We start from the raw sequence: 24975 nt of genomic DNA on the forward strand, positions 1-24975 counted from the left end.
TTCAGACGCCGAGGCTGAGAAGCTCGCGGGCGTGGGTGAGTGCGGCATCGGAATCCGCGAGTCCGGAGAGCAGACGGGCCATCTCGGCCTCGCGCTCCTCCCCGTCGAGCCGCCGCACGCTGGACGCGGTGACGGCGCCGTCGTGCGATTTCACGACGGTGAGATGGTTGTTCGCGAAGGCGGCGACCTGCGCGAGATGGGTGACGGCGATCACCTGAGACTTTTCGGCGAGTCGGGCGAGTCGCCGACCCACCTCGATCGCCGCCGCGCCGCCGATGCCCGCATCGACCTCGTCGAACACGAAGGTGGGCACGGGATCGGTCGCCGCGATGACGACCTCGATCGCGAGCATCACCCGCGACAGCTCGCCGCCGGAGGCGCCCTTGGCGACCGAGCGGGGTTCGGCGCCGGGATGCGGGGCGAGCAGGATGGCGACGTCGTCGCGGCCGTGGGTGCTCTCGGCCCCCGGGGCCACAGAGACCTCCAGGCGCGCGTCCGGCATCGCCAGCGCGTGCAGCTCGGCGGTCACGGCCTCGCCGAGTCGGCCGGCCGCCTCGCTCCGGGCCGCGGTGAGAGCGTCGGCCCGGGCGTCGAGCTCCGTCCTGGCCGCGTCGCGCTCGGCGGTGAGGCGTTCCAGGCGCTCTCCGTCGTCGTCGAGTTCGGCCAGCCGCGCGGATCCGGTCTGCCACAGCGCCAGGGCCTCCGCCAGCGAGCCGTGCTGACGGATGAGGACGCCGAGCGCGGCCCGCCGCTCCTCGACGGCGGCCAGCTCGTGCGGACCGGACTCGTCGAGGTCGGCGAGGAAGCCGGAGAGCACACCGGCGGCGTCGGCAATGCGGTAGCCGATGTCGGCCAGGGTCTCCGCGACCTCCGCGAGCTTCGGGTCGGACACGCGCTCGATCGCTCGGCGCGCTTCCGCGACCAGCGCCGAGGCATCGGGCTCGCCCTCCTCGTTCGAGAGGGCTCCGTGGGCCAGGGCGGCGGCGACGCGGAGTTCCTCCGCGTTCGCGAGGCGCTCGGCACGAGCCGCCAGCTCCTCGTCCTCGCCCTCCTCGGGGGCGGTCGCCTCGATCAGGGCGAGGTCCTCCCGCAGCCGGGCGGCCTCCTCGGCACGCCGGTCACGGTTCGCGGTGATGTCGATGATCTGGGCGTCGAGCGTTCGCCAGCGCTCGAACGCGGCCTGGTACTCCTCCAGCGCCCGGGCGATCGGTTCGCCGCCGAAGCGGTCGAGGGCGTCGCGCTGCGCGGCGGCCGACCGCAGCCGCAGCTGCTCGGACTGTCCGTGCACGACGATGAGCTCGTCCGCGAGCGAGGACAGCACTCCTGCCGGCGCGGCCCGCCCGCCGACGCTCGCGCGGCTGCGGCCCTCGGCGCTGAGGGTGCGCGAGACATAGAGCTCAGCGGTGCCGGCACCGGCCGGCTCCAGCTCTCCCCCGGCCTCGGCCACGATGTCGGCGACCTCGCCCTTCTCGGGCACGATCCACACCCCGGCCACCGAGGCCTGCGCGGCTCCCTTGCGCACGGCGCCCGAGTCGGCGCGCTGGCCGAGGAGCAGCCCGAGCCCGGTGACGACCATGGTCTTCCCCGCGCCCGTCTCTCCGGTGATGGCCGTGAAGCCGGGGCCGAGCGGTAGGACGGCGTCGGCGATCACGCCGAGCCCCTGCATGCGCATCTCCTCGATCATGCGTCGCTCCTCCGCTCCTGTCCGCGCCATCCTTCGACGGGCAGCTGGAACTTCCGCACGAGACGGTTCGTGAACGCCGTGGGGTGCAGACGCGCGAGGCGGACCGGGCGCGACGAGCGGCGCACCACGACGCGGGCTCCCGGCGGAAGGTCGTGGGAACGACGGCCGTCGCACCAGAGGATGCCGGAGCCATCCGTCCGCTCCAGCATCTCGATCGCCACGGCCGCCTCGGGGCTCACCACGAGCGGCTTCGCGAAGAGCGCGTGCGCCGACAGCGGGACCACCGCGATGGCCTCGACCGTCGGCCAGATGACCGGGCCGCCGGCGGAGAAGTTGTAGGCGGTCGAGCCGGTCGGCGTGGAGATGACCATGCCGTCGCAACCGAAGCTCGACAGCGGCCGCCCGTCGATCTCGAGCACCACCTCGATCATGCGCTCACGGCTCGCCTTCTCGACAGTCGCCTCGTTCAGGGCCCAGGTCTCGAAGACGACATCGCCCGAGGCGTCCTTCACGCGCACCGACAGTGCCAGGCGCTCCTCGACCTCGTAGTCACGGGCGATGACGCGGCGCATCGCGTCGTCCATGTCGTCCCGGTCGATCTCCGCGAGGAAGCCGACGTGACCCATGTTGATGCCCAGCACCGGAGCGCCGCTGTCACGGACGAGCTCTGCCGCGCGGAGGATCGTGCCGTCGCCCCCGAGCACGATCGCGAGCTCGAGAGTCGCCGGTCCGGAGGCGTCCAGCACCTCGACGTCCGCGAAGAACGCATCGACCGCGGCGAGCTCGGCATGGTCGTCGGCTGCCAGGACGGGACGGACCCCCGCACCGCGGAGGGCGTCGATCACCCGACGGGCGGCCGCGACGGTGTCGACGCGACCCGCGTGGGCGACGACCAGGATCCTGCGCTCGTTCATCGTCCCCCTGCCAGCCGGTTGATGGTGTCCATCCATTCTGTCGGATTGCTGCCGCCGCCCGGCACGAGGTGCACGAGATACTCCGCATTGCCGTGTGTCCCGAGGATCGGGGAGGAGACGATCCCCGCCATCCCCATCCCGGCATCCCACGCGCTCCACACCACGCGGGCGACGGCATCGGCCCGGGTGGCGGGGTCGGTGACGAGGCCGCCGCGCACCGCGGTCCTCCCGACCTCGAACTGCGGCTTGACCAGCAGCAGCACGTCGGCGCCCGGCGCGGCCACGGCGACCACCGCGGGAAGCACGAGCTCGAGCGAGATGAAGGAGAGGTCGCCCACCACCAGGTCGGGCGACGTGGACTCCCCTGTCGCTGCGGTGAGGCTGTCACGCGTCATGTGCCGCACGTTGAAGCCCTCGACGGCGATGACGCCGGGGTCGGCGGCGACCGCGGGGGCGAGCTGGCCGTGGCCGACATCCACGGCGAGGACACGGCGAGCGCCGCGTTCCCGCAGCACCTGCGTGAAACCGCCGGTCGAGGCCCCCATGTCGAGCGCGAGGCGTCCCTGCACCGGGATGCCGAAGCCGTCGAGCCCGGCGATGAGCTTGTGCGCCGCGCGGCTGACGTAGTGGTCGGCGCCGGCGACCGTGATGGTGTTGTCGTCGCTGACCGCGGTCGAGGCCTTCACGACCGGGCGGCCGTCGACGCTCACGAGGCCGTCGGCGATGAGGGTGGCGGCATGCGTGCGCGAACGGGCGAGTCCTCGGGCGGCGAGGGCGGCGTCGAGTCGCGTCATCGTGGTCCCGGGGTCTCCCGCAGGTCGTGCCGGGATCCGCTCTCGAGTCGTCGCGAGAGTTCGTCGTGCAGGGCCGAGTACGCGTCCGCGCGTGCGGCGAGCGGCTGCCCTTCGATCAGGCGCAGACGACTCCACAGGCCGTCCGTCGGCGCGCTGGTCGTCGTCTCATCGCTCACGCTTCCACTGTACGCGGCGCCGCCGACGGGCGGCGGCGCCACGCGTGGCTCAGGGGCGGTGGAACGGGTCCGCGTACAGCCGTTCCGGAACACGGAGGACGAACACCGGCGTCCCGGACGCCCAGATCGCGGCGGCGCCCGCACGGAGCAGATCGAGCTGGTCGCCGGACTCGGCGACGATCTCGACGTCTGCGCCTCGGACGCGGACGGCAGCGCCGTTCACGTCGAACACACCGTCGGTCACGGTGGGCTCGGGGTACGGCTCGTGCAGACCGCGCAGGTCGCCGAGGATGTAGGTCGGGCGCGATCCTTCGGGCGCGGCGAGGACGTGCTTGGGACGGTCGATACCGGTCAGCACCAGGGCGGACTCGATGCCCGCACGGCTGGCGCCCATGATGTCGGTGTCGAGGCGGTCACCGATGAAGAGCGCCTTCGCCGCGCCGAAACGGGCGAGCGCCTCCTCGAAGATCGGGGTCTCCGGCTTGCCCGCCACCGTCGCCAGGCGACCGATCGCGGTGTGCACGGCGGACACGAGAGTGCCGTTCCCCGGGGCGACGCCCCGCTCGCGCGGGATCGTCCAGTCGGTGTTCGTGGCGATCCACGGGATGCCGCCCTCGTCCTCGGGGACCTTGAGCGCGAACGCCGCCTCGGCGAGGTCGGTCCAGGCGACCTCGGGCGCGAAGCCCTGGACCACGGCCTGCGGCGCGTCCTCGGCGCTGCGCGTGACCGTGTACCCGGCCTTCTGCACCTCGTCGACGAGGCCGTCGCCGCCCACCACGAGGATGGTCGCCGGCGCCGGCACGATCCCGGACAGCAGACGCATCGCCGCCTGCGGGCTCGTGACGACGTCCTGCGGAGCCACGTCGAGCCCGAGACTCGTGAGGTGCGCGGCCACCGAGGCGTCGGTGCGCGAAGCGTTGTTCGTGATGTAGCCGAGGCGCACCGCGTGAGCCGCCGCATTCAGGCTCTCCACCGCATGCGGCAGAGCGCCGGGACCGGCATAGACCACGCCGTCGAGGTCGGCGAGGACGGTGTCCATGCCTTCGAGCGGCGTGCGTCCCGTCGGGCGCTTCCGCGCCTTCGCTGTGAAGAGCCCCACTACGCCTCCGGCTTCTCGGACGCGGAGGGCGAGTCGTCCTCCGTCTCGTCGTCGTCCGTCTCGTCGTCCTCGCCGAGCATCTCGCGCACCTCGTCCTCGATGGACGGCTCGGCGGGCTCGGGGGCCTCGGTCGTGTCGGGAGCTTCGGCCGCGTCGTCGGCTTCGGTCGCGTCGTCGGCCTCGTCCTCGGCCTCCTCCTCGTCCTCGACAGAAGCGACATCAACGTCGGAGAACTCGTCGTCGGAGAACCCGTCCTCGATGAGGCCGTCCTCCACGTAGAGCTCTTCGTCGCCGGCCTCGTCGACACCGAGAGCCTCGGCGGCGACCTCGGCACGGCGCGCCCAGAACTCGGCTTCGTCCGTACGCCCGAGGTCCTCCAGGACGGCGGCGCGCGCGGCGAACAGCGCGGGGCTCCACTCGAATGCGCGGTCCGGGTCCAGCTCCGGGATCTCGAGCTCTCCGAGCGCCAGCTCGAGGTCTCCCTGGTCGAGCCGGGCACCCGACATCGCGATAGCCAGGGCGACTCGCACGGGCGTGGTCAGAGCTGATCGGTCCACCGCCCGACCGGTCTCGAGGGCGCGGTCGGGGCGCCCGATACCGCGCTCGCTGTCGACCATGAGGGCGATCTGGTCATCCTTACCGGAGATCCGGCGGTAGGTACGCAGCTCGCGCAGCGCCAAGGCGAAGTCGCCGGTCGCATAGGCGGTGATGCCGAGGGTCTCGCGGACGATCGCGATCCGGCCGGCACGACGCGACGCCGCCAGCGCATGCTCGTGCGCCAGAGCGGGGTCCTCGTCGATCAGCCGGGAGGCCATCGCCAGGTGACGAGCGACGAACTCGGCGTTCTCTTTGCTCAGCGTCTTCAGCTCGTTGCGCGCGGACGGGTGCAGGTCGCGCGCGGTGACCTCGTCCGGGACGCGGGGCTCGTCGAAGCGCGGACGCTCGTTCGCCGCGTTGGCCGGACGCTCCCGCCCAGCCCCGCCGCGCTGCGGGAAGGGCCGCGACCGGTCACTCCCCCGCTCACGCTCGAACCCGCCCTCGCGACGCGGAGCGGAGTCACGGTTGTAGCCGCCCTCGCGACGAGGACCGGAGTCACGGTTGTAGCCGCCTTCGCGACGCGGAGCGCTGTCCCGGTTGTAGCCCCCCTCGCGACGGGGCGCACCACCGTCGCGGTTGTAACCACCCTCGCGGCGAGGGGCACCACCGTCACGGTTGTAGCCACCCTCACGACGGGGCGCACCACCGTCACGGTTGTAGCCACCCTCACGACGGGGCGCACCACCGTCACGGTTGTAGCCGCCCTCACGACGGGGCGCACCATCGCGGTTGTAACCACCTTCGCGACGCGGGGCGCCGTCACGGTTGTTGTAGCCGCCCTCGCGACGAGGCGCACCACCGTCACGGTTGTAGCCGCCCTCGCGACGCGACGCACCATCACGGTTGTTGTAGCCACCCTCACGTCGCGGAGCACCATCGCGTTTGTAACCACCCTCACGACGCGGAGCGCTGTCACGGTTGTTGTAGCCGCCCTCGCGACGAGGCGCACCACCATCGCGGTTGTAACCACCCTCACGACGCGGAGCACCACCATCACGGTTGTAGCCACCCTCACGACGCGGAGCACCGTCACGGTTGTTGTAGCCGCCTTCGCGACGAGGCGCACCACCATCGCGGTTGTAGCTGCCTTCACGGCGGGGGGCAGCACCGTCACGGTTGTTGTAGCCGCCCTCGCGACGAGGCGCACCACCATCGCGGTTGTAGCCGCCCTCACGACGCGGCGCACCACCATCACGGCTGTAGCCACCTTCGCGACGCGGGGCACCGTCACGGTTGTAGCCACCCTCACGACGCGGGCCGCGGTCGCCGGAGCGAGATGCGCCGTCGCGGTAGACGGGGCGACCTCCGGAAGGACGATCGTTGCGCTGGTTCCTGTCGTCGTTGCGACGTGGACGGCGCTCTTCCTCTTCCGGCATGGTGCTCCCTGTTCTCTTCGTGCTGTAAACGCAAAATGGCCACCCAACGATGGGTGGCCATTTCGACTAAAAGGAGTCCGGCGGTGTCCTACTCTCCCACAGGGTCCCCCCTGCAGTACCATCGGCGCTGTGAGGCTTAGCTTCCGGGTTCGGAATGTGACCGGGCGTTTCCCTCACGCTATGGCCGCCGAAACACTATTGATGTTTCAATCAAACCTAAAGCAATGATGAATCATTGTTGAAGGTAGTTCTCGACCGTACATCGAGAACCACTCAGTGGACGCAAGCACCAACAAACGGTGTGTTATCAAGTCATCGGCTTATTAGTACCAGTCAGCTGCACACGTTACCGTGCTTCCACATCTGGCCTATCAACCCAGTAGTCTGGCTGGGAGCCTCTCACCCGAAGGTATGGAAGTCTCATCTTGAGGCCGGCTTCCCGCTTAGATGCTTTCAGCGGTTATCCATCCCGAACGTAGCTAATCAGCGGTGCTCCTGGCGGAACAACTGACACACCAGAGGTTCGTCCAACCCGGTCCTCTCGTACTAGGGTCAGATCCTCTCAAACTTCCTACGCGCGCAGCGGATAGGGACCGAACTGTCTCACGACGTTCTAAACCCAGCTCGCGTACCGCTTTAATGGGCGAACAGCCCAACCCTTGGGACCTACTCCAGCCCCAGGATGCGACGAGCCGACATCGAGGTGCCAAACCATGCCGTCGATATGGACTCTTGGGCAAGATCAGCCTGTTATCCCCGAGGTACCTTTTATCCGTTGAGCGACAGCGCTTCCACAAGCCACTGCCGGATCACTAGTCCCGACTTTCGTCCCTGCTCGACCTGTCAGTCTCACAGTCAAGCTCCCTTGTGCACTTACACTCGCCACCTGATTGCCAACCAGGTTGAGGGAACCTTTGGGCGCCTCCGTTACTTTTTGGGAGGCAACCGCCCCAGTTAAACTACCCACCAGGCACTGTCCCTGAACCGGATTACGGTTCGAAGTTAGATATCCAGAGTGACCAGAGTGGTATTTCAACAATGACTCCACGGTAACTGGCGTCACCGCTTCAAAGTCTCCCACCTATCCTACACAAGCCACACCGAACACCAATACCAAGCTGTAGTAAAGGTCACGGGGTCTTTCCGTCCTGCTGCGCGTAACGAGCATCTTTACTCGTAATGCAATTTCGCCGAGTTCGCGGTTGAGACAGTTGGGAAGTCGTTACGCCATTCGTGCAGGTCGGAACTTACCCGACAAGGAATTTCGCTACCTTAGGATGGTTATAGTTACCACCGCCGTTTACTGGGGCTTAAATTCTCAGCTTCGCCTTGCGGCTAACCGGTCCTCTTAACCTTCCAGCACCGGGCAGGCGTCAGTCCGTATACATCGTCTTGCGACTTGGCACGGACCTGTGTTTTTAGTAAACAGTCGCTACCCACTAGTCTCTGCGGCCTCCAAACGCTTTCGGAGCAAGTCCTAATACGTCGAAGGCCCCCCTTCTCCCGAAGTTACGGGGGCATTTTGCCGAGTTCCTTAACCACGATTCTCTCGATCTCCTTGGTATTCTCTACCTGACCACCTGAGTCGGTTTGGGGTACGGGCGGCTAGAACCTCGCGTCGATGCTTTTCTCGGCAGCATAGGATCATCCACTTTTTATCCGCATCGTGTCTCAGCCTGTATGAGTCGCGGATTTGCCTACGACTCGGCCTACGCACTTGCACCAGGACAACCATCGCCTGGCTTGGACTACCTTCCTGCGTCACACCTGTTAATACGCTAACCGCACCAGCATGGGGTCACGTGCTCCCCTCCACGGTGTCACCCGAAGGCGACGATGTGAAGGCTCGGACGTTTAGCACCACTGGATTAGCTTGGGCGGTTCTTCGCCGGTACGGGAATATCAACCCGTTGTCCATCGACTACGCCTGTCGGCCTCGCCTTAGGTCCCGACTTACCCAGGGAAGATTAGCTTGACCCTGGAACCCTTGGTCTTTCGGAGGACGTGTTTCTCACACGTCATTCGCTACTCATGCCTGCATTCTCACTCGTGTAGCCTCCACGGCTGGTTTCCACCGCCGCTTCGCTGGCCACACGACGCTCTCCTACCCATCAACACGGCTGGACCACGAAGGCCTACCAATAATGTCAATGCCACAACTTCGGTGGCGTGCTTGAGCCCCGTTACATTGTCGGCGCGGAATCACTTGACCAGTGAGCTATTACGCACTCTTTCAAGGGTGGCTGCTTCTAAGCCAACCTCCTGGTTGTCAGAGCAACTCCACATCCTTTCCCACTTAGCACGCGCTTTGGGACCTTAGTTGGTGGTCTGGGTTGTTTCCCTCTCGACTATGAAGCTTATCCCCCACAGTCTCACTGCTGCGCTCTCACTTACCGGCATTCGGAGTTTGGCTGACGTCAGTAACCTTGTAGGGCCCATCGGCCATCCAGTAGCTCTACCTCCGGCAAGAAACACGCAACGCTGCACCTAAATGCATTTCGGAGAGAACCAGCTATCACGAAGTTTGATTGGCCTTTCACCCCTATCCACAGCTCATCCCCTCAGTTTTCAACCTAAGTGGGTTCGGTCCTCCACGACGTCTTACCGTCGCTTCAACCTGGCCATGGATAGATCACTTCGCTTCGGGTCTAGGACATGCGACTGAATCGCCCTATTCAGACTCGCTTTCGCTACGGCTACCCCACACGGGTTAACCTCGCCACATATCGCTAACTCGCAGGCTCATTCTTCAAAAGGCACGCTGTCACACCTACCAGGGGTGCTCCAACGGTTTGTAAGCAAACGGTTTCAGGTACTATTTCACTCCCCTCCCGGGGTACTTTTCACCTTTCCCTCACGGTACTTGTCCGCTATCGGTCATCTGGGAGTATTTAGGCTTATCAGGTGGTCCTGACAGATTCACACGGGATTTCACGGGCCCCGTGCTACTTGGGATACTCTCCACGCCAGAACACGCATTTCGACTACGGGGTTGGCACCCTCTATGACCGGCCTTTCAAGACCGTTCGTCTATACGCTTCTGTAACGTCGCCAGCTCGGCAGAACTGACTGGTGAGTCCCACAACCCCGAATATGCAACTCCTGCCGGATATCACACACACTCGGTTTAGCCTGATCCGGTTTCGCTCGCCACTACTAACGGAATCGCGGTTGCTTTCTCTTCCTGTGGGTACTGAGATGTTTCACTTCCCCACGTTCCCTCTACCCGCCCTATATATTCAGGCGGGAGTCACTAGGTCGGCACGCCGCCCAGCGGGGTTTCCCCATTCGGACACCCTCGGATCAAAACTTGCTTATCAGTTCCCCGAGGCTTATCGCAGATTGCTACGTCCTTCTTCGGCTCCAGATGCCAAGGCATCCACCGTTTGCTCTTAAAGACTTGAAATCACATGAGTTTGAATCAAAAACCCGACCAGTCCGAAGACTGAATCAGAAATTGACTAATGATCTTTAAGATCATCTTGCGCAACTGATCAAAGACCAGTTGCAAGATGCTCGCGTCCACTGTGTAGTTCTCAAAGTACGGGCGGTACCCCTCACCACCTCCCCAACCGGAGAGACAACAAGAGGCCCAGAGGTACAGACCAGATCCCGAAAGACCCGCATCCGGTCCCTCAGGACCCAACAGCGTGCAGGCACCGAAACCCATCCCCCCAACGTTCCTGCAGCAAGCTGCGTACTAATCAGAGAAACAATCTCGATGCCATGTCAAATGTTCCACCCATGAGCTCCCAGCGAAGAACGTGTGCCTTCGATCTGGGTTCTGGACGCCGAAGCGTCAGATGCTCCTTAGAAAGGAGGTGATCCAGCCGCACCTTCCGGTACGGCTACCTTGTTACGACTTAGTCCTAATTACCGATCCCACCTTCGACGGCTCCCTCCACAAGGGTTAGGCCACCGGCTTCAGGTGTTACCGACTTTCATGACTTGACGGGCGGTGTGTACAAGACCCGGGAACGTATTCACCGCAGCGTTGCTGATCTGCGATTACTAGCGACTCCGACTTCATGAGGTCGAGTTGCAGACCTCAATCCGAACTGGGACCGGCTTTTTGGGATTCGCTCCACCTCACGGTATTGCAGCCCTTTGTACCGGCCATTGTAGCATGCGTGAAGCCCAAGACATAAGGGGCATGATGATTTGACGTCATCCCCACCTTCCTCCGAGTTGACCCCGGCAGTATCCCATGAGTTCCCACCATTACGTGCTGGCAACATAGAACGAGGGTTGCGCTCGTTGCGGGACTTAACCCAACATCTCACGACACGAGCTGACGACAACCATGCACCACCTGTTTACGAGTGTCCAAAGAGTTGACCATTTCTGGCCCGTTCTCGTATATGTCAAGCCTTGGTAAGGTTCTTCGCGTTGCATCGAATTAATCCGCATGCTCCGCCGCTTGTGCGGGTCCCCGTCAATTCCTTTGAGTTTTAGCCTTGCGGCCGTACTCCCCAGGCGGGGAACTTAATGCGTTAGCTGCGTCACGGAATCCGTGGAATGGACCCCACAACTAGTTCCCAACGTTTACGGGGTGGACTACCAGGGTATCTAAGCCTGTTTGCTCCCCACCCTTTCGCTCCTCAGCGTCAGTTACGGCCCAGAGATCTGCCTTCGCCATCGGTGTTCCTCCTGATATCTGCGCATTCCACCGCTACACCAGGAATTCCAATCTCCCCTACCGCACTCTAGTCTGCCCGTACCCACTGCAGGCCCGAGGTTGAGCCTCGGGATTTCACAGCAGACGCGACAAACCGCCTACGAGCTCTTTACGCCCAATAATTCCGGATAACGCTTGCGCCCTACGTATTACCGCGGCTGCTGGCACGTAGTTAGCCGGCGCTTTTTCTGCAGGTACCGTCACTTTCGCTTCTTCCCTGCTAAAAGAGGTTTACAACCCGAAGGCCGTCATCCCTCACGCGGCGTTGCTGCATCAGGCTTTCGCCCATTGTGCAATATTCCCCACTGCTGCCTCCCGTAGGAGTCTGGGCCGTGTCTCAGTCCCAGTGTGGCCGGTCACCCTCTCAGGCCGGCTACCCGTCGACGCCTTGGTGAGCCATTACCTCACCAACAAGCTGATAGGCCGCGAGCCCATCCCCAACCGAAAAATCTTTCCAAACGCAGACCATGCGGTCACGTCACATATCCAGTATTAGACGCCGTTTCCAGCGCTTATCCCAGAGTCAGGGGCAGGTTGCTCACGTGTTACTCACCCGTTCGCCACTGATCCACAAGAGCAAGCTCCTGCTTCACCGTTCGACTTGCATGTGTTAAGCACGCCGCCAGCGTTCATCCTGAGCCAGGATCAAACTCTCCGTAAAAAGAAATTGCATACGAACCGGGGAAAAACCGGAACGCAGCGAGTTTGATGCTGACCAAAGAGACGAATTCATTGCTGACTTCATCCGTTGCCAACCCCACAAAGAGGTTGGTCTTTGATCCAAAGGAATTCTCACCCAGCCGAAGCTAGACGAGGATAATTTGGCATTTGACAAGTGCACGCTGTTGAGTTCTCAAGGATCGGATGCTCCCACGACCCAGCCATCACAACCAGGCCCGCAGGGCAACTTCTATATCTTAGCCATCCCGACCCGCTTGTCAAATCGGCGCGCCGCGCGGATCTTGGATCCGCTGCGCAGCCGGTGACAGCCGCAGAAGGGGTGGATCTCCCATCCTAGGCGCAAGCGCCGGATCTCTCAAGTGAGAGTGGATCGGGAGTGGTTCTCCGCTTGAGGGGGGTGAAGCTCTGGGCTTCTCCGCTTCCCTGTGGGGCGAACAAGTAATAAGTTACGTGGATTCCGGGGGTCTGGCAAATCGGGCGCACCACCCCGGGCGTGTCGCGGGCGCCCCGCGCCGGGATTCGGCCGGATCAGCGGCTGTTTCCGGCGGTATCCGGGGGCGGAGTAGCATCACGCCCATGCGCACTCCCTCCTCCGACACCACTGCCGATCTGCTCGTCCGTGTGTGGCGGGACACGGGCGTCGCGCCCCTCCCCGCGGACTCCCTCGCGTCACTCCGCACTCTCGATCCGGTGCCCCTCGCCTCGCGCACGGCGACCGCAGAGCTGGCTCTCGCCAGTGTGGCCGCGGTGACCGTGGCCGCCGGACTCGACCCCGGGTCCATCGATCCCCGACGCGTGGCCGTCGCCTACCGGAGCGACCGCTACCTGCTGGTCGACGGAACTCCCCCGCCGGTGTGGGCGCCGCTCTCCGGGTTCTGGGAGAGCGGCGACGGGTGGGTCCGCACACATGGCAACTACCCGCACCACGCTCGAGCGCTTCGCCGCGCACTCGGTCTGTCCGGCTCGGCGGGTGCGGAGACCGTGACCCGCAGGATGTCGACCCTCTCGACCGACGAGGCCGTGGGCCTCATCTCCGCGGCGGGCGGACTCGCCGTGGCCGTGCGTCACGAGGACCCCGAGGCCGACCGGGCGCAGCGAGCTGCTCCGCTCCTCGATGTCGCGGTCGCCGACCCCGAGGGCGGACGAGCGAAGGACCGACGGACCTCGTCTCCCGACGTCTCGGCGCGCGCTCCGCTCGCCGGCCTCCGTGTCCTGGACCTCACCCGAGTGATCGCGGGGCCGGTGTGCACACGGACGCTCGCTCTCCTCGGCGCCGACGTGCTGCGTCTCGACCCGCCGCAGCTCCCCGAGCTCCCGTGGCAGCACCTCGACACCGGCCATGGCAAGCGCTCCGCACGCCTCGACGCCCGGTCCCCCGAGTTGCACGCCCTTCTGGAGTCGGCGGATGCGGTCGTGCTCGGATACCGGCCCGCCTCGCTGGACCGGCTCGGCCTCTCCCCCGACGCTCTGGTCGAGCAGCACCCGGGTCTCCTCGTCGCGCAGCTCAGCGCCTGGGGACCCGATCATCCCGAGCGCGCCGGTTTCGACAGTCTCGTCCAGGCGGAGAGCGGCATCGCGATGATCGAGGGCGACGACGGACGGCCGGGCGCCCTCCCCGCCCAGGCGCTGGATCACAGCAGCGGATATCTTCTCGCCGCCGCACTCACCCGCCTGCTCCGTTCCCGCGACGGGCGCTCGCGCATCGTGCGCACCTCCCTGCGCCGGGTCGCCGCCGAACTGCTGGGGATGCCGCGCACGACCGCTGCCGTGCGCGCGCCGGAGATCGACGCCTCGGCGCATCTCGCGCGATTCGACGTGGACGGGACCCCGGTCGTGACGGCGGCACCCGCGCTCCCCGGGCTCAGGTTCGAGGCCCCGCACGCATGGGGCACGGACGCACCACGCTGGTGACCCGGCTTCCCGACGTGCCGCGTCCGCTGCGGGTCAGACCGCGGAGCGCGGCCGCCGCACGGCGAGGACCACGCAGAGGACCAGGGTGAGCAGGCCCCACACCGCACAGGCCGGCGGCAGCACCCGATACGCGAGATGCTGCACCGTGAACTCGGCGGAGAGCGGGCCGAACGCGAGCAGTCCGCCGACCCACGCGAGCACGAGGATCACCGGCAGCGAGAGCCACCACGCGACCCGCACGACCGTCGGAAGGATCCGGGGCGCATGCGTTCGCGGGGTCGCACGACGCAGCCACAGTGCCGCCCAGATCGCCAGACCCAGCAGGCCGAGCGCGCTCGAGGCGTACTGGAGCCACTTGTAGCCGTCGAACGGACCCCACGAGTTCGCGAGCGCGGGCAGCAGATCGACGCCCCACCGCGACTCATGCGTGAACGCGTCCCAGAGGATGTGCGAGAGCACCCCCAGTATCGCGGAGAGCACGAGCAGGACCGGATACAGCGACCGCGCACCCCGATACCGGGGACGATCGTCGCGGGTCAACGCCTCGACCCCGGCCCGGAGTCCGCTCGCGCCCCACCCGGCGGGCAGCCGCGTGCTCACCCAGTCGGGCAGCAGCTCCAGGGTCGCGGGGCGCAGCAGCACACGCCACAGCAGGAAGAGCATGAGCGCGAGCAGAGCCGTCCACAGGACGTTGACCGGATCGTGCAGGAAACCGTAGTTGAGCCCGACGTTCCGCAGGAACAGCGAGATGTCCGGCGTCATCGCTCCGATCGCGATCGCCGCGGGGACCAGGGGCGTGCGCACGAACGGCAACGCCACGATCGCGTGACTCGGGGTGAACGGCATGCCTGACCGGGATCAGCCGAGGAAGACGCCGGCGAGAGTCTTCTTCCCGCGACGCAGCACCGAGACACCCCCGGGAAGCGTGCCCTGCACGGTCGCGGAGTCGTCCTCCACCCGATCGCCGTCGAGGGACACCCCGCCCTGCGCGATCGCGCGACGGGCCTCCGACAGACTCGACACCAGCCCGGTCGCGACGAGTGCGTCGACGACCGGAGTACCGGCGGCGACCGTCGCGTGCGGGAGCTCGTCCAGAGCCGTGCGCAGCGTCGCCGCGTCGAGAGTGGTCAGGTCGCCCTGCCCGAACAGCGCCTCGGACGCCGCGATCACGGCCGCCGTCGCCTCCACACCGTGCACCGTCGCGACGACCTCGAGCGCGAGGCGCTTCTGGGCGGCGCGGCGGAACGGCTCCGTCGCCACGAGTTCGGCGTACCCCTCGATCTCGGCCCTGGTCAGGAACGTGAAGACCTTGAGGCGTTCGATCACGTCGGCATCGGCCGTGCTGAGCCAGAACTGGTAGAACGCGTAGGGGCTCGTGAGCTCCGCGTCGATCCAGATCGCGTTGCCCTCGCTCTTGCCGAACTTCGTGCCGTCGCTGTTGGTGATCAGCGGCGTGCCGATCGCGTGCACGGACGCGCCCTCGACGCGGTGGATGAGATCCGTCCCGCTAGTCAGGTTGCCCCACTGATCCGAGCCGCCCGTCTGCAGCACGCAGTCGTACTGGCGGTAGAGCTCGAGGAAGTCGAGTCCCTGGAGGATCTGGTAGCTGAACTCGGTGTAGCTGATGCCGGCGTCGGAGTTCAGGCGCGCGGCCACCGCGTCCTTCTTCAGCATCGTGCCGACGCGGTAGTGCTTGCCGATCTCCCGCAGGAAGTCGATCGCGGAGAGCGGCGCCGTCCAGTCGAGGTTGTTCACCATGCGGGCGGCGTTGTCACCCTCGAAGCTGAGGTACCGCTCGACCTGGCCGCGCAGGCGGTCGACCCATTCCGCCACCGTCTCGCGGGTGTTGAGCGTGCGCTCCGCAGTCGGCCGGGGATCGCCGATCAGGCCGGTGGAGCCGCCGACGAGACCGAGCGGCTTGTGCCCGGCGAGCTGGAGGCGGCGGAGCAGGAGCAGCTGGACCAGGTGCCCGAGATGCAGACTCGGTGCCGTCGGGTCGAAGCCGCAGTAATACGTGACGGGGTCTCCCGCGAGCAGGGCGCGCAGCGCCTCCTGGTCGGTGGACACGTGGACGAGGCCACGCCACACGATCTCGTCCCACACGTTCTCGAACGTGGGGTCGATCGCCTGCGGCGCGGTCGTCAGAGCGGGAGTTGACACGCGCTCCAGGCTAGCAGCGCGCGACCGTCCCGCTGCGTCGCGGGCGGGGGTGTCAGCTGTGCGCCGCCCACCAGACGAGGAAGGCTGCACCGAGGCCGATCACCCAGCTCACGAGGCTGCCGACGAGGAAGTACTCGGCACGCGCGCCGGTCTCCCCGTCTCGGGAGATCTCCGGGAAGCGGACGATGCCCTTGGCGGCGAGCATGGCCGCGAGCACCGGGTACGCCGCGGCGAGCGTGAGGATCATCACGAGCACGCGTTCCAGCGGGCCGATGAGCCGCCCGCCCTTGAATCCGTGGCGGGGATCGGCGGGGATCACGGCGGACACCGCAGGGGCGTCGGCCTCCGACCGGTCGGAGGGTACGGGCTCGGGCGCGACGGTCCCCGAGACCTCGGCCGGGCGCCAGGTGTGCTCGCCGTCGAGAGCCGCACGGACGACGAGGTTCGCGGATTCGAGGAGGAAGACGCCGGCACCGAGCGCGAGCACCGCGAGATCGAACGGCACCTCGCCGAAGGGCGAGCGGAGCGTCCAGAGCTCGCCGATGAGACCGGACGTGCTCCTCGACCCGCCCCAGACCACGGCGGCGATGCTGAGGGCGGCCAGCGCGACCGCCGGCCAGAACCCGGCCCGGGACGGCCCCTCGTCCGGCATGCTCCACGCCCACAGCGCCCCGGCACCGAGCCCCAGGAGCGCGGGCAGCAGCGCATCGCCGCCGATGCCGAGGAGGAGGACCACGGCCGCGGCCACGACGAAGCCGATCCACCGCCGCGGCACGAACTGCCGGACGAGGTCGGTCGCGCCGACGGCGAGGAGGACGAAGCCGGCGAGGATCATGCGGACTCCCCCCGGAGCGCGGCCACGCCTTCGATGAGAGCGGCGGCTCCCGCACTCCGCAGCGACTTGGAGACGCTCGGCTGCGAGATGCCCTCCTGGGCGGCGAGCTCCTGCTGGGACCGGCCGACCAGGCGTCCGTAGGTGAGGTGGCGTTCGCGCGTGCTCATCGCCCCCACCAGCTCGTCGCGCGCGAGGACGTAGGCGTTGGACGCGGCGATCACGGTCTCCATGACCTCATCCTGACCCGGGGCGCCGACAATCCAGGTGCGCGTGCGCGGCACGGCGCGCTGTTCGCGTGCGTGGACGGTCTCGATCGCGGCGCGTGCCGCGTACCACCCGGGTCCGTCGGCCAGCTCGCCGTGCACCGAGGTGACCGGCCTGACCTCGCCGACGCCGATGCCGAAGCGGAAGGCGAGACCCTCCGGGAGGCGGAGCTGGACCATGAGGAGGGAGAGGAGCGCGTCAGGCAGTGCGCGGTAGACGCCCTGCTGCTCGTCCCCTACCGTGGGCGTGAGCGGGTGGATGGCCAGCGGGCGATCCTGTTCCACCTGTGCGATGGTCTCGTCCAGCGCGCGCTGCGCAGCACCGCGGTCCCGGAGTTCCCGGGACCCGACGATGTCGGCGATCACAGCGACGACCATGACATAACCGTAGCACGAATATTCGCTGTTTATGCCCTTATCAGCTATAGATGGGAAATATGCCTGAATCACGCATCATCAACTGGACCGATGCCACCTGGACCCATGCCCCCGCCTGGACACACGTCGACGGTCACCTCGACGCCACCGCGGCCGAGGGCAGCGACGCCTGGCGCCACACCGCCTACGGTTTCGTGCACGACACGGAGCACGCGCTGCTCGCGCCGCTCGCGGTCGGCGAGGCGATCGAGGTCGCGTTCCGTGCGCCGTGGGAGGGGCAGTTCGACCAGGCAGGGCTCTTCGTGCGCGCCGATGAGGAGCACTGGATCAAAGCGGGCGTCGAGTTCGCCGACGGCCACCTCGGTCTCGGTGCCGTCGTGACCGCCGGCCGATCCGACTGGTCGGTCGGCTACGTCGACGACTGGCGCGAGAGCGAGATCACGGTCAGGGTCAGCCGCTGGGCGGACGCGATGATCGTGCGCGCCCGGGCGGACGACGGCCCCTGGCGCCTGGTCAGGGTGGCTCCCTTCCCCGGCGATGCGACCGTCTCCGCGGGACCGTTCCTCGCCGCGCCCACCCGCGCGGGCCTGACCGTCCGGTTCACCCGGTGGGAACGCTCGGCCGCCGACGGCGAGCTGCACTGAGGCGAGGCCGCCGCCGGAGCGATTACAGGCCGAGCGCGTGCGCAGCGGCCTGCGCGCGGGCGACGAGCTCCGCGCGCTGCTCGGCCACGCGCTCCGGAGCGGTGCCGCCGACGCCCGTGCGCGACGCGACGGAGCCCTCGATCGTGAGCACCTCGCGGACCTCGGGGACGAGGTGCGGCGACACCGACAGCAGCAGCTCGTCGGAGGCGTCCTCCAGCCCGATCCCCTGCTCCTCGCAGGCACGGACGAGCGCGCCGGAGATCTCGTGGGCGTCGCGGAACGGCACGCGCCGCTTCACCAGCCACTCGGCGACATCCGTCGCCAGGGAGAACCCCTGGGGGGCGAGCGCGGCCATCCGCTCCGTGTGGAAACGCAGCGTCGCGATCATCCCGGCGAACGCCGGCAGCACGACCTCGAGCGTCCGCACCGAGTCGAACACCGGCTCCTTGTCCTCCTGCAGATCGCGGTTGTACGCGAGGGGCAGGCCCTTGAGGGTCGCCAGCAGGCCGGACAGGTTGCCGATGAGACGCCCGGACTTGCCGCGCGCGAGCTCGGCGATGTCCGGGTTCTTCTTCTGCGGCATGATGCTGGATCCCGTGGAGTAGCCGTCGTCGAGGGTGACGAAGCCGAACTCCCGCGTGTTCCAGAGGATGATCTCCTCGGACAGGCGGGAGAGGTCGACCCCCGTCATCGCCGCGATGAACGCGAACTCCGCCACGACGTCCCGCGCAGCGGTGCCGTCGAGGGAGTTCTCCGCCGGCCGGTCGAGGCCGAGCTCCGTCGCGACGAGCGCGGGATCCAGGCCCAGGGTCGACCCCGCGAGTGCTCCCCCGCCGTACGGCGAGACACCGGCGCGACGGCGCCAGTCGACGAGGCGCTCGAGCTCGCGCACCAGCGGCCAGGCGTGGGCCTGGAGGTGATGGGCGAGCAGCACCGGCTGTGCGTGCTGCAGGTGCGTGCGGCCGGGCAGGATCGCGTCGGGATGCGCCTCCGCCTGTGCCACGAGCGCATCGATCACGCGCAGCAGGTCGCGCGCGATCACCCGGGCGTGGTCGATCAGGTACATCCGCACGAGCGTGGCGATCTGGTCGTTCCGGCTGCGGCCGGCGCGGAGGCGTCCGCCCAGCTCCGGACCGAGCTCGGCGATCAGCGCCTGCTCGAGTGCGCCGTGCACATCCTCGTCGGTGGGCAGCGGCTGCAGGGTGCCGTCGGCGACCTTGCGCGCGACGGCGTCGAGGCCCTCGTGCATCCGGGCGGCCTCATCCGGCTCCAGGTACCCCGCGGCGGCCAGCGCCGTGGCATGCGCGTGGGATCCCGCGATGTCGTACGGCGCCAGGATCCAGTCGAAAGGCGTCGACCGGCTCAGCTCGACGAGCTCCGGCGACGGACCGGTGGCGAACCGCGCGCCCCAGAGCGCGCCCTCGTTGGTGCCTTCGCGCGAACCGGCCATCACGCGTCCTTCTTCCCGAGAAGCCAGACCAGCAGGGCCTTCTGGGCGTGCAGGCGGTTCTCCGCCTCGTCCCACACCACGCTCTGCGGACCGTCGATGACCGCGGAGTCCACCTCGTAGCCGCGGTCAGCGGGCAGGCAGTGGATGAAGATCGCGTCGTCGTGCGCGAGCTCCATGGTCTCGGGCGTGACCTTGTAGCCCCCGAGATCGCGGATCCGCGCGAGCTTCTCCTCCTCCTTGCCCATCGACACCCAGGTGTCGGTGACGACGACGTCGGCGCCGGCGGCCGCCTCGACCGGGTCGGTGAAGAGCGTGATCGATCCGCCGGTCTCCCCGGCGCGGCGGTCGGCCGCTTCGATCACGTCGGCGCGCGGCGCGTAGTCCTCCGGCGAGGCGATGCGCACGTGCATGCCGGCCGTGACGCCCGCGAGCGCGTAGGAGTGCGCCATGTTGCTCTGGCCGTCGCCGAAGAACGTCAGCGTGAGGCCCTTGAGGTCGCCCTTGTGCTCACGGATCGTCAGCAGGTCGGCGAGGAGCTGGCAGGGGTGGAAGTCGTCGGACAGCGCATTGATCACGGGGACCCGGGTGCCGGCGGCCATCTCCTCCAGCCCCGACTGCGCGTAGGTCCGCCACACGATCGCGGCGACCTGGCGCTCGAGCACGCGGGCCGTGTCGGACGGCGTCTCCTTCCCGCCGAGCTGGCTGCTCGCCGTGGAGATGATGAGCGGCGTGCCGCCGAGGTCGGCGATACCGACGGCGAACGAGACGCGCGTCCGGGTGGACGACTTGTCGAAGATCACGGCGACGGTCTGCGGGCCGGCGAGGCTCTTGTCCGCCCAGCGATCCTTCTTGAGCTCGAGCGCGAGATCGAGGATCTCCGCCTGCTCGGCGGGCGTCAGATCGTCGTCGCGCAGCAGGTGGCGGGTCATGCGGGGACCTTTCCGGTGGCGGAGGTGTGGACGTCGGAGAGAGCGGCGGCGAACAGCTCGCGGAACTCCGCCAGCTCCGCGTCTCCGATGGTGAGCGCCGGCGCGACGCGCACGGTCTCGGGGTTGGCGGCGTTGACGATGAGACCGCGGTCCTGCGCGGCGGCGACCACCGCACCCGCCACGGGCTGCGTGAGCGCGACGCCCACGAGGAGTCCGCGGCCGCGGACGCCGCCGACCAGCGGAGAGTCGATGCCGAGGATGATGTCCCGCAGCTCGGCGCCACGGCGCGCGGCGTTGTCGACGAGGTCGGCGCGCTCGATCTCGGCCAGCACCGCGTCCGCCACGGCCGTCGCGAGCGGGTTGCCGCCGAACGTGGAGCCGTGCGAACCGGGTGTGAACAGGGCGCTCGCGGCCCCGTAGGTGACGAGGGCGCCGATCGGGAATCCGCCGCCGATGCCCTTCGCGAGCGTGATGGCGTCGGGCGTGATGCCCTCGTGGCTGAATCCGAACCAGGCGCCGGTCCGGCCCGCGCCCGTCTGGATCTCGTCGACGATGAGCAGGGCGCCGTGCGCGAGGGTCAGCGAGCGTGCCGCGGCGAGGTAGCCCTCGGGCAGCTCGACGACGCCGGCTTCACCCTGGATCGGCTCCACGATGACGGCGGCGACCCGGTCGTCCATCGCGGCCTCCAGCGCTTCGATCGTGGCCGGGATGTGCTCCACGCCTCCGGGCATCGGCGCGAACGGCGCACGCATCGACTCCTTGGCCGTGAGCGCGAGCGAGCCCATCGTCCGGCCGTGGAAGCCGTTCTCCAGTGCGAGGATGCGCGGACGCTCCGCCCCGCCGTGCAGACGGGCGAGCTTGAACGCGGCCTCGTTGGCCTCGGCACCCGAGTTCGAGAAGAACACGCGACCATCGATCCCCGCGCCGGCAAGGCGCTTGAGTCGGGCGGCGAGCGCGAGCTGCGGCGGAGTCGCGAAGTAGTTGGAGACGTGCGCGAGGGTGGCGGCCTGCCGGGACACCGCATCGACGAACACCGGGTGCGCGTGACCGAGGGAGGTCACCGCGATGCCGGCGAGGAAGTCGAGGTAGCGTCGGTCTTCGGCGTCCCACAGGTACGAGCCCTCACCGCGGGTCAGCAGCGCGAGGCGCTCCCCCGCGTTGAGCACGAGATCACGTGCCGCGTCGTCCTGCCAGACGGTCATGCCGTCGCCCCTTTCTCTCCCAGGACCACTTCGGTCCCGATTCCCTTGCTGGTGAACAGTTCGACGAGCACCGAGTGCGGCACCCGTCCGTCGATGATCGCCGCCGCGTCGACGCCGCCCTCGACCGCATCGAGGCACGCGCGCATCTTCGGGATCATCCCCGACTCGAGGCGCGGAAGCATCTCGACGAGCGCGTCCGACGTCAGGTGCGACACGAGCGAGTCCCGGTTGGGCCAGTCGGCGTACAGCCCCGGCACGTCGGTGAGGATGACGAGCTTGCGGGCCCCGAGGGCCACGGCCAGCGCGGCAGCCGCGGCATCCGCGTTGACGTTGAGCGACTGCCCCGGGTGGTCGAGGTCGGGCGCGATGCTCGACACGACCGGGATCCGCCCTGCGGCGAGATGGTCGAGCACCGGCGTCGGGTCGACCTGGACCACGTCGCCCACGCGGCCGAGGTCCACCTCCTCACCGTCGATCATCACACCGCGACGGCGACCGCCGAAGAGCCCGGCGTCCTCGCCGCTGAGCCCGGTGGCGATGGGGCCGTGCGAGTTGATCTTCGACACGAGTTGCGGGTTCACCTGTCCGGTGAGCACCATCCGCACGACGCCGATCGCCTCGGTGTTGGTGACCCGGTACCCGCCCTTGAACTCGCTGGGGATCTCCAGCCGCTGGAGCATGTCGGAGATCTGCGGCCCGCCGCCGTGCACGACCACGGGCTGCACACCGACGTAGCGGAGGTACGCGATGTCCTGGGCGAAGGCCTCCTGCAGCTCGTCCGAGACCATCGCGTTCCCGCCGTACTTGACGACGACGATCTGGTCGCGGAACTTCTTCAGCCACGGCAGCGACTCGATGAGGGTGGTGGCCTTCTGCGCCGCGATGTCCGGCGTGGTGTCCTGGATGTCGGTCATGAGGCGTAGGCGCTGTTCTCGTGCACGTAGTCGTGGGTGAGGTCGTTGGTGAGCACCGTGGCGGTGGCCTCTCCGACCTTGAGGTCGATCATCAGGTGCGTGGCCCGCGGCGTCAGGTCGACCTCCTCGCGGGGGCGGTCCGGCCCGCCGGCGGTGCAGACGCGGACGCCGTTCATCCACACGTCGACGTCGTAGGGGTCGAACTGCGCGGCCGTCGTGCCGATCGCCGCGAGGACGCGGCCCCAGTTCGGGTCGTTGCCGAAGATGGCCGCCTTGAACAGGTTGTTGCGGGCGACCGAGCGGCCGACCTCGACGGCGTCCTGCTCGGAGACGGCGTGCTGCACCTCGATCGTGATGTCGTGGCTCGCGCCCTCCGCGTCGCCCTGCAGCTTGACCGCGAGCTCCTGGCAGAGCGCGGTGAGCGCCTCGGCGAAGTCGTCGAGGTCGGGGACGACCTCGGAGGCGCCGTTGGCGAGCAGCGTCACCTGGTCGTTGGTCGACATGCAGCCGTCGGAGTCGAGGCGGTCGAACGTGCGTCCCGTCGCCCGACGCAGCGCCTCGTCGGCCTGGAGCGGTTCGAGCACGGCGTCGGTGGTGAGCACCACGAGCATCGTCGCCAGACCCGGGGCGAGCATGCCCGCGCCCTTCGCCATGCCGCCGATCGTCCAGCCGTCGCGGGTCACCACAGCGGTCTTCGCGACTGTGTCCGTGGTCATGATGGCGTGCGCGGCGCTCTCCCCGCCGTCCGCGCTCAGCGCGGTGATCGCCTGCGCGGTGCCGGCGAGGACCTTCTCGCGAAAGACCTCGTCCCCCGTCCCGATGAGCCCCGTGGAGCAGACGAGCACGTCGCCCGCGCTGATGCCGAGCAGTTCGGCCGCCTTCTCCGCGGTCTGGTGGGTCGTCTGGAACCCGAAGCTCCCGGTGAAGCAGTTCGCACCGCCGGAGTTGAGGACGACGGCCTCGACCACGCGGTCCGCGACGGCCTGCTGCGACCAGATGATGGGGTTGGCCTTGGCGCGGTTGCTCGTGAAGACGGCCGCGCCGACCTTGCGGGGGCCGCGGTTGACCACGACGGCGACATCGGGCTTGCCGGTCGACTTGAGTCCGGCGGCGACCCCGGCCGCCTCGAATCCTGCGGGGGCGGTGACGCTCACGGGGCGACTCCGTTCACTGAGAGGGCGCGGGTCTCGGGAAGCCCCAGCGCGATGTTCATGGACTGGACGGCAGCTCCGGCGGTGCCCTTGACGAGGTTGTCGACGGCGGTGACCACCGTCACGCGGTTCGCGGCGCGATCGATCGCGAGGCCGAGGAGGGCCGTGTTCGCCCCGAGCACGTCGGCCGTGCGCGGGAAGCTCCCCTCCGGCAGCAGCTGGACGAAGGTCTCGTCGCCGTAGGCGCTCTCCCACGCCTGACGGATCTCGGCGTCGCTCACACCCTCGACGATCGGCGCCGTGGACGTGGCGAGGATGCCGCGCGACATCGGCACGAGGACCGGAGTGAACGAGATCCGGATGTCCTGGGTCCCTGCTCCCTGGGTCCCTGAGCCCGTCGAAGGGCGGGCGGCGGCGAGCGCCTGACGGATCTCCGGGATGTGGCGGTGCGTGCCGCCGACGGCATAGGGGTTCGCGGAGCCGAGGATCTCGCTGGCGAGGAGATTCGTCTTCAGGCTCTTGCCCGCCCCGGACGGGCCGACGGCCAGGACGGAGACGACGTCGCCCGGGTCGATCACGCCGGCCGCGACACCGGGGGCGAGGCTGAGGCTCACCGTGGAGGCGTTGCAGCCGGGTGCGGCGATCCGGGTCGCGCTGCGGAGCGCGTCCCGCTGCTTGCCCCCTCCGACGAGGAGCTCGGGCACGCCGTACGTCCACGGCTCATGGAAGGACCCGCCGTAGAACGCGTCCCACTCCGCCGACGAGGTGAGCCGGTGGTCCGCTCCGGCGTCGATCACCAGCGGGGTGTCGCCGAGGGCGTCCGTGTACTGCCCGGACTGGCCGTGCGGGAGGGCCAGGAACACGATGTCGTGTCCGGCGAGGACCTCCGGTGTGGTGTCCTGCAGCGTCAGGTGGGCGAGTGAGCGGAGGTGCGGCTGATGGGCGACGAGGGGCTGTCCGGCGTTCGAGTGCGCCGTGACGGTGCGGATCTCGACGTCGGGGTGAGCGGCCAGGAGGCGCAGGATCTCGCCGCCTGCGTAGCCGGAGGCGCCGGAGACGGCGACGGAATACGTCATGCTTCTACCTTAACGGTCGGGTCCTCGACGATCTCGGGACCGGGGGCGGGGCCGGAGGCGGCG

The 24975-nt window shown here is 67.9% G+C and carries 18 protein-coding genes and 3 rRNA genes; 2 read left to right on the forward strand and 19 right to left on the reverse strand.

The window, feature by feature from the left end:
• Window position 1: 1 nt before the first annotated feature.
• The 9 genes from recN to IZR02_RS10675 form a co-directional block, all read right to left on the reverse strand.
• Entirely contained in the window at window positions 2-1684 is a 1683-nt protein-coding gene (recN, locus tag IZR02_RS10635) for a DNA repair protein RecN (protein ID WP_025105149.1), read from the reverse strand.
• Window positions 1681-2598, reverse strand: coding sequence for an NAD kinase (locus tag IZR02_RS10640; RefSeq protein ID WP_025105150.1), 918 nt, complete (start codon window positions 2596-2598; stop codon window positions 1681-1683). Before IZR02_RS10640 ends, recN begins: the two co-directional genes overlap by 4 nt.
• The gene (locus tag IZR02_RS10645) at window positions 2595-3392 is read right to left on the reverse strand and encodes a TlyA family RNA methyltransferase (RefSeq protein WP_025105151.1); all 798 of its coding nucleotides are present in this window, start codon (window positions 3390-3392) and stop codon (window positions 2595-2597) included. Before IZR02_RS10645 ends, IZR02_RS10640 begins: the two co-directional genes overlap by 4 nt.
• Complete coding sequence (locus tag IZR02_RS10650) at window positions 3389-3568, reverse strand: hypothetical protein (RefSeq protein WP_025105152.1); 180 nt, start codon at window positions 3566-3568, stop codon at window positions 3389-3391. Before IZR02_RS10650 ends, IZR02_RS10645 begins: the two co-directional genes overlap by 4 nt.
• A gap of 49 nt (window positions 3569-3617) precedes the next feature.
• Window positions 3618-4607 (reverse strand): HAD-IIA family hydrolase, encoded by a 990-nt coding sequence (locus tag IZR02_RS10655; protein ID WP_115642589.1) that lies wholly within the window; start codon window positions 4605-4607, stop codon window positions 3618-3620.
• 59 nt (window positions 4608-4666) lie between these two features.
• Entirely contained in the window at window positions 4667-6640 is a 1974-nt protein-coding gene (locus tag IZR02_RS17905) for a primosomal protein (RefSeq protein WP_231729467.1), read from the reverse strand.
• A 75-nt stretch (window positions 6641-6715) separates the two neighbouring features.
• A 5S ribosomal RNA gene (gene rrf, locus IZR02_RS10665) occupies window positions 6716-6832 on the reverse strand.
• A gap of 111 nt (window positions 6833-6943) precedes the next feature.
• A 23S ribosomal RNA gene (locus tag IZR02_RS10670) occupies window positions 6944-10046 on the reverse strand.
• Window positions 10047-10454: 408 nt separating this feature from the next.
• Window positions 10455-11979: ribosomal RNA gene (locus IZR02_RS10675) — 16S ribosomal RNA — on the reverse strand.
• The 16S, 23S and 5S rRNA genes sit together here, the layout of an rRNA operon.
• A 596-nt stretch (window positions 11980-12575) precedes the next feature.
• Between IZR02_RS10675 and IZR02_RS10680 the strand changes: the two genes are divergently transcribed.
• Complete coding sequence (locus IZR02_RS10680) at window positions 12576-13910, forward strand: CoA transferase (protein WP_025105253.1); 1335 nt, start codon at window positions 12576-12578, stop codon at window positions 13908-13910.
• Window positions 13911-13943: 33 nt separating this feature from the next.
• On the opposite strand, the gene IZR02_RS10685 is transcribed toward IZR02_RS10680, so the two are convergent.
• Genes IZR02_RS10685 through IZR02_RS10700 form a run of 4 tightly spaced genes read right to left on the reverse strand, consistent with a single transcriptional unit; the run spans window position 13944 to window position 17546 of the window.
• Entirely contained in the window at window positions 13944-14756 is an 813-nt protein-coding gene (locus IZR02_RS10685) for a DUF4184 family protein (protein WP_025105254.1), read from the reverse strand.
• Between the two features lie 12 nt (window positions 14757-14768).
• A complete protein-coding gene (gene tyrS / locus IZR02_RS10690) occupies window positions 14769-16070 on the reverse strand; it encodes a tyrosine--tRNA ligase (protein WP_157544335.1) in 1302 nt (433 codons plus the stop codon).
• Window positions 16071-16122: 52 nt separating this feature from the next.
• Entirely contained in the window at window positions 16123-16905 is a 783-nt protein-coding gene (locus tag IZR02_RS10695) for a hypothetical protein (protein ID WP_025105256.1), read from the reverse strand.
• Window positions 16902-17546, reverse strand: coding sequence for a SatD family protein (locus tag IZR02_RS10700; protein ID WP_025105257.1), 645 nt, complete (start codon window positions 17544-17546; stop codon window positions 16902-16904). The genes IZR02_RS10695 and IZR02_RS10700 overlap by 4 nt, the downstream gene beginning before the upstream one ends.
• Window positions 17547-17605: 59 nt before the next feature.
• Between IZR02_RS10700 and IZR02_RS10705 the strand changes: the two genes are divergently transcribed.
• A complete protein-coding gene (locus tag IZR02_RS10705) occupies window positions 17606-18190 on the forward strand; it encodes a DUF1349 domain-containing protein (RefSeq protein WP_025105258.1) in 585 nt (194 codons plus the stop codon).
• Window positions 18191-18212: 22 nt separating this feature from the next.
• Here IZR02_RS10705 and argH read toward each other — a convergent pair whose 3' ends face one another.
• Genes argH through argC form a run of 6 tightly spaced genes read right to left on the reverse strand, consistent with a single transcriptional unit; the run spans window position 18213 to window position 24912 of the window.
• On the reverse strand, window positions 18213-19640 hold the full coding sequence (gene argH, locus IZR02_RS10710) for an argininosuccinate lyase (protein WP_217316415.1): 1428 nt from the start codon (window positions 19638-19640) through the stop codon (window positions 18213-18215).
• Entirely contained in the window at window positions 19640-20569 is a 930-nt protein-coding gene (gene argF, locus IZR02_RS10715; protein ID WP_025105260.1) for an ornithine carbamoyltransferase, read from the reverse strand. Before argF ends, argH begins: the two co-directional genes overlap by 1 nt.
• Complete coding sequence (locus tag IZR02_RS10720) at window positions 20566-21771, reverse strand: acetylornithine transaminase (RefSeq protein WP_025105261.1); 1206 nt, start codon at window positions 21769-21771, stop codon at window positions 20566-20568. The genes argF and IZR02_RS10720 overlap by 4 nt, the downstream gene beginning before the upstream one ends.
• Window positions 21768-22685 carry an acetylglutamate kinase gene (argB, locus tag IZR02_RS10725; RefSeq protein WP_025105262.1) on the reverse strand — a complete coding sequence of 306 codons (918 nt, stop codon included), beginning with the start codon at window positions 22683-22685 and terminating at the stop codon, window positions 21768-21770. Before argB ends, IZR02_RS10720 begins: the two co-directional genes overlap by 4 nt.
• A complete protein-coding gene (gene argJ / locus IZR02_RS10730) occupies window positions 22682-23839 on the reverse strand; it encodes a bifunctional glutamate N-acetyltransferase/amino-acid acetyltransferase ArgJ (RefSeq protein ID WP_025105263.1) in 1158 nt (385 codons plus the stop codon). Before argJ ends, argB begins: the two co-directional genes overlap by 4 nt.
• Window positions 23836-24912 carry an N-acetyl-gamma-glutamyl-phosphate reductase gene (gene argC / locus IZR02_RS10735; RefSeq protein ID WP_025105264.1) on the reverse strand — a complete coding sequence of 359 codons (1077 nt, stop codon included), beginning with the start codon at window positions 24910-24912 and terminating at the stop codon, window positions 23836-23838. Before argC ends, argJ begins: the two co-directional genes overlap by 4 nt.
• Window positions 24913-24975: the final 63 nt, after the last annotated feature.

It is taken from the genome of Microbacterium paraoxydans (genome assembly GCF_019056515.1).
Classification (GTDB): domain Bacteria; phylum Actinomycetota; class Actinomycetes; order Actinomycetales; family Microbacteriaceae; genus Microbacterium.

Coding starts and splice junctions, on each gene's coding strand:
- recN (WP_025105149.1), bottom strand. CDS start 1,684: ATGATCGAGGAGATGCGCATGCAGGGGCTCGGCGTGATCGCCGACGCC.
- IZR02_RS10640 (WP_025105150.1), bottom strand. CDS start 2,598: ATGAACGAGCGCAGGATCCTGGTCGTCGCCCACGCGGGTCGCGTCGAC.
- IZR02_RS10645 (WP_025105151.1), bottom strand. CDS start 3,392: ATGACGCGACTCGACGCCGCCCTCGCCGCCCGAGGACTCGCCCGTTCG.
- IZR02_RS10655 (WP_115642589.1), bottom strand. CDS start 4,607: ATGGACACCGTCCTCGCCGACCTCGACGGCGTGGTCTATGCCGGTCCC.
- IZR02_RS17905 (WP_231729467.1), bottom strand. CDS start 6,640: ATGCCGGAAGAGGAAGAGCGCCGTCCACGTCGCAACGACGACAGGAAC.
- IZR02_RS10680 (WP_025105253.1), top strand. CDS start 12,576: ATGCGCACTCCCTCCTCCGACACCACTGCCGATCTGCTCGTCCGTGTG.
- IZR02_RS10685 (WP_025105254.1), bottom strand. CDS start 14,756: ATGCCGTTCACCCCGAGTCACGCGATCGTGGCGTTGCCGTTCGTGCGC.
- IZR02_RS10695 (WP_025105256.1), bottom strand. CDS start 16,905: ATGATCCTCGCCGGCTTCGTCCTCCTCGCCGTCGGCGCGACCGACCTC.
- IZR02_RS10700 (WP_025105257.1), bottom strand. CDS start 17,546: ATGGTCGTCGCTGTGATCGCCGACATCGTCGGGTCCCGGGAACTCCGG.
- IZR02_RS10705 (WP_025105258.1), top strand. CDS start 17,606: ATGCCTGAATCACGCATCATCAACTGGACCGATGCCACCTGGACCCAT.
- argH (WP_217316415.1), bottom strand. CDS start 19,640: ATGGCCGGTTCGCGCGAAGGCACCAACGAGGGCGCGCTCTGGGGCGCG.
- argF (WP_025105260.1), bottom strand. CDS start 20,569: ATGACCCGCCACCTGCTGCGCGACGACGATCTGACGCCCGCCGAGCAG.
- IZR02_RS10720 (WP_025105261.1), bottom strand. CDS start 21,771: ATGACCGTCTGGCAGGACGACGCGGCACGTGATCTCGTGCTCAACGCG.
- argB (WP_025105262.1), bottom strand. CDS start 22,685: ATGACCGACATCCAGGACACCACGCCGGACATCGCGGCGCAGAAGGCC.
- argC (WP_025105264.1), bottom strand. CDS start 24,912: ATGACGTATTCCGTCGCCGTCTCCGGCGCCTCCGGCTACGCAGGCGGC.